3 protein-coding genes and 1 pseudogene are annotated in these 4,288 nt (G+C 71.0%); all 4 read left to right on the top strand.

The features are described 5' to 3' along the window. The first annotated feature begins 356 nt into the window (after positions 1–356). Positions 357–992, top strand: coding sequence for a hypothetical protein (locus tag ACFXGI_RS38420; RefSeq protein WP_384717662.1), 636 nt, complete (start codon positions 357–359; stop codon positions 990–992). Positions 993–1,002: 10 nt separating this feature from the next. After that, positions 1,003–1,833, top strand: coding sequence for a DUF721 domain-containing protein (locus ACFXGI_RS38415; RefSeq protein WP_384717659.1), 831 nt, complete (start codon positions 1,003–1,005; stop codon positions 1,831–1,833). A gap of 90 nt (positions 1,834–1,923) precedes the next feature. Further along, positions 1,924–3,327 (top strand): RNA-guided endonuclease InsQ/TnpB family protein, encoded by a 1,404-nt coding sequence (locus ACFXGI_RS38410; protein WP_384717656.1) that lies wholly within the window; start codon positions 1,924–1,926, stop codon positions 3,325–3,327. Positions 3,328–3,885: 558 nt separating this feature from the next. Further along, a pseudogene (locus tag ACFXGI_RS38405) lies at positions 3,886–4,288 on the top strand (DUF721 domain-containing protein); the annotation flags it as partial.

The raw sequence follows: 4,288 nt of genomic DNA, 5'->3' as shown, positions 1-4,288 counted from the left end.
GTACGGTCCAGCGCGATGAGTCGGCGCCCGCGTACACGCGCGCTGTGACCGGGATCGCGGAGGCCGGCCGGGAACTGATTGCGCAGCTGGCGAAGAAGGCCGCTCGGAAGATCCGCAAGCCCCGCAAGGCGCCCACGAAGGGCCCGTCGAAGCCGTCCCCGGAGGGGTCTGCCGCGGCCTCTGGGGCGGCTGATTCTGATGAGGCCCGTTGCACCCCAATAGGGGGTAGTTGCTCAGGTCTTTCTACTGCAGCTACTACCTCGCTTCCCTCTGAGACAACAGACGTCGCCAGCGGGAAGAGCGAGTCGTCCACCAGGAAGAAGTCCGGCGAGAAGGCTCGTCGGGGGATCAACAGCGTGGGGCGCCGCTACCAGCTGGCCGCTGAGCTGATCCGTGAGATCCCCTGGCTGGGCCGGGCTTCGACGCCCCGGATCGCCTGGGTGGTCCGGCACCTCGCTGATGCGGGCTGGAGCGCAGCCGAGGTCCAGGCGTGGCTGCACGCCCGTGGAGAGGTCGACACCGTCCACCGGGCCTCGGGACTCCTTGCGACCCTGCTGCGCGGCGCCGAGCAGATCGTCCGCACGCCCGCGGCCAGGTCCGGGATGGTCTCCGAGTGGCGTGACTCCCGTATCGCGGCCGCCCGGCGCCACCAGGAACTCGAGGCAGTCCCTCAGGGCCCCCGCAGCCAGGCCGCGCAGGCCGAGTGGATGCCCTACCTGATCGCCCGCCAAGCCCTGCCCGCCGACTACGACAAGACTGCGGGCACCGTGGTCGACCAGCACGTCGGCCTGGAGCTGAGCGCTCTGGAGGTCGCGGACATGCGGGTCCTGGCCAAGGCCGAGTACGAGGACGGCCAGAGCAGTCTGGTCCGCTCCATCGTGACTGGCTCCGGCCGGGGCGCCGCTGAGCTGGTCTTCGGCGTCGAGCTCGTCCACCGCGCCCTCAACATCCCTCGCCCCACTCGTCCCGCAACCATCGCACACCGCCGGTAAGGAGCTCCTGATGACCGACGTGAACCGCCCGCAGGCCCCGGCATCCGGTGTCGACCTTGCCCGCCAGGCCCTGGCTGCCGCTCGCGCCGCGGCCCGGCAGCGAGGCGAACGCCCCAGCGGGTCCCACAAGACCCACCGCACCCGCACCTCCCGTCAGCCGGACGGCCGTGAACCCATCGGCTTCGCCGCCCTCCTCGCCAACCTGGTCACCGACCGCGCTTGGGAACTCCCCTCAGCCGGCGGCTCCCTGGTCGACAGCTGGCCGGCCATCGCCACCGACCTCAGCGGACACGTCGCGCTCGCCGGATACGATCCCGCCACTGGCGAGCTCGCGGTGCGCCCCGTCTCCTCCCCGTACGCCACCGCAGTCCGGCTGCGCACCCGCCAGCTCATCGACGCCGCCAACCAGGTCATGGGCTCCGCCAGCGCCGTCCGCATGATCCGGATCCTGCCGCCTGGATCCGCCCCCGCCGCACACCCCCTGGCCACAGAAGCCTCCGGCACTCCGCCGACGGCCGCCCCAGTGCCCAACCAGCCCTACCAAGTGCCCGCCGGGTACCGCGAGGCCATCGCCGCGCATCGCCAGGCCAGGGATGCCAGGACGGTGAACCCGGCGTACCAGGCTGCTGTTGAGGGGCAGATCCGCAACGCCTTGCGCGAGCCGGAGCACCTCTTCGCGGACGGCCAGGCCGAGCTCGCCCGCCTGCGTGAGCAGTCCGACCGTGAGCGCGCGACAAGTTCGTCCCATGCGCTCGCCGTGGCCCGGGCACGGGCTGACAAGGCCGGGCTCACCTCGTTGCCCGTGGCTACGGGGCCCCGACGCCTGGATCTCTCGGCGTGACTGGTCACAGCTACGGATGCGTGTGCGGGGCCGAGTCCGCAGGCAGGAGAGGAAGACACCTCTGTCAGAACCGTGCGGGACGATCCTGCGATGACGACATCGATGACCGAGACGCTCCGCGCCTACCGGTACGCGCTCGATCCCACCCCCGCGCAGATCGAGATCCTCCAGCGGTACGCCACAGCCGCCCGCTGCGGATACAACTTCGCCCTCGGCTACACGGTGGCCGTCCACGAGAAGTGGGCCCGGGGCCGGGACGCGCTGGTCGCTGCGGGCATGGACAAGGCGGCCGCCAACAAGGCTGCGCCGAAAGTGAAGATTCCCAACGCCTTCCGGGCTCAGGCGTTCTTCCGGGAGACCAAGGGCCGACCGTTCACCGGACCCTTACCCGAAGGCGCCGAGCGGCCCACGCCTTACCCGTGGTGGGAAGGGGTCTCCAACCGTACGTACTACACGGCGATGGAGGACGCGGCCACGGCGTGGAAGAACTGGATGGACTCGGCCGCCGGCCGCCGGGCGGGCGGCCCGGTCGGCTACCCCCGCTTCAAGCGGCGGGGGCATGCCCGCGAGCGATTCCGGCTGGTCCACAACGTCAAGAAGCCCGGGATCCGTTTTGAGACGTCCCGTCGGCTGCGCATCCCCGGAGGCGGTGGCCAGCCCGCGTTCACCGTCCGCCTCCATCAGGATGCCCGCGACCTGCTCCGCCTGATCAGTGACGGCAGCACCGTAGTCAACTCTCTGACTGTCTCCCGCGACGGGCACCGCTGGCACGCCTCGGTCCTGTGCCGCGTTCAGCTACATATCCCCACCGGCCCCTCCCGCCGCCAAGCCGCCGCCGGCCGCATCGGAGCCGACCTCGGCGTGAAAGTCCTCGCCGCGCTCTCCGACCCCCTCACCCTCACCCCGACCACCAGGCCCACCACCGTCATCCCGAACCCGCGCCACCTAGCCGCCACCGAGCGCAAGCTCGCCCGCGCCCAGCGCGTCATGTCCCGCCGCTTCGTCCGCGGAGCCGCCCAGCAGTCCAGGGGCTACGCCGAAGCCCGTGCCCGCGTCGCCAAACTCCACGCCCAACTGGCCGCCCGCCGCATCAGCACCCTGCACCTGATCTCGAAGCGGCTGGTCCAGCAGTACGCCGAGATCGCACTGGAGTCCCTGAATACCAAGGGCATGACCTCCTCGGCGAAGGGCACCCTTCAGAGTCCCGGCCGCAACGTCCGGCAGAAGGCCGGCCTGAACCGGGCGATCCTGGACGTCGGCTTCGGCGAGCTCAACCGCCAGATCACCTACAAGGCCGCCTGGCACGGCGCCACCCTCGCCCGCGTCCCCACCTTCTTCCCCTCCTCCAAGACCTGCTCCGCCTGCGGCTGGATCAACACAGAACTGACCTTGGTGGACCGCGAGTTCGCCTGCCATCAGTGCGGTATCGTCCTGGACCGGGACGCCAACGCGGCCCGCAACATCAAGAACCATGCAGTACCCATCCGGCCCTGAGCCGGACCAGTCCCCTGGAACAGGGGCTGTAACGCCCGTGGACTGCACGTAAGCCCCGGGGCCCGCCCAGTGCGGTGCCCGAGCAGGCAGGGTGAAGCGGGAAGGCCGACGCACCAACAGTCGGTCACCCTGGGACAGTAATGCCCCAGCCATCCCATAACTCCACAACGCGCACATACGGGAGCAATGCCAGAGTCGGCGAAAACGTCTTCCCGGCCGCTCAGCAGCCCGCAACAACCCAGGTCACGAAGGGGGCAGCCCGTGCGCGTAGGGATGGTCCCGACCTGCTCTCCATATAAGCCGGACGACCGCGTGTGCAGCCCGTACGCGGAGGTATGGTCCCACTGTCCTGAATCAGGTTGCCGCCCGCTGGACGGCGGGGCGGTGATCGCATGACCACTGAGCTGTGCGGAGCGGACCTCGCGTGCCAGGCTTTGGTCGCAGCTCGGGAGGCGGCGAGGAAGAACGGCGCCACCAGCAAGAATCCGAAGCGGTGCAGTACCACCGTCGTACGACGGGAGGCGCGAGCCGTTCGGACTGGGCAGCGCGATCGGCGTGATGATGACCGAGCGCGGCATGGTCGCCCTGGCCGTCGGCGGCAGCGTCCTCGCCCAGTTCGACACCATCCTCGCCGCAGCCGCGCCCGAGCTCATCGGCCGCGTCCAGGCCGTGGCGTTCGACGCTGACACCGGCCGCCTGGACGTCGTCCCGGACGCTCCGGCCGTCGGCACGAAGCTGCGCTGGAGCGCCCCGAAGCTGATCGCGGCGGCCAACCAGGCGGTGCCGGAGGCGAACGTCCGAGCCCTGCACGTCCTGGCGCCCGCGCCCGTCAAGGCCGCCGGCCCCGCGGCGGCGGCGGTCGCCGGCCCGGCCCCGCGGCCGATCGCGCCCGCCGCGCCGGTGGAGCACCGGATCCCGCCGGACGGCTACCGCCGCGCGATCGAGGCGCACCGCCAGGCCG

The sequence above is a fragment of the Streptomyces sp. NPDC059355 genome (genome assembly GCF_042752335.1).
In the GTDB taxonomy this organism is placed as follows: domain Bacteria; phylum Actinomycetota; class Actinomycetes; order Streptomycetales; family Streptomycetaceae; genus Streptomyces.
Note: the sequence above shows the minus strand (reverse complement) of the source record. Positions and strands in the feature narration are given on the sequence as shown.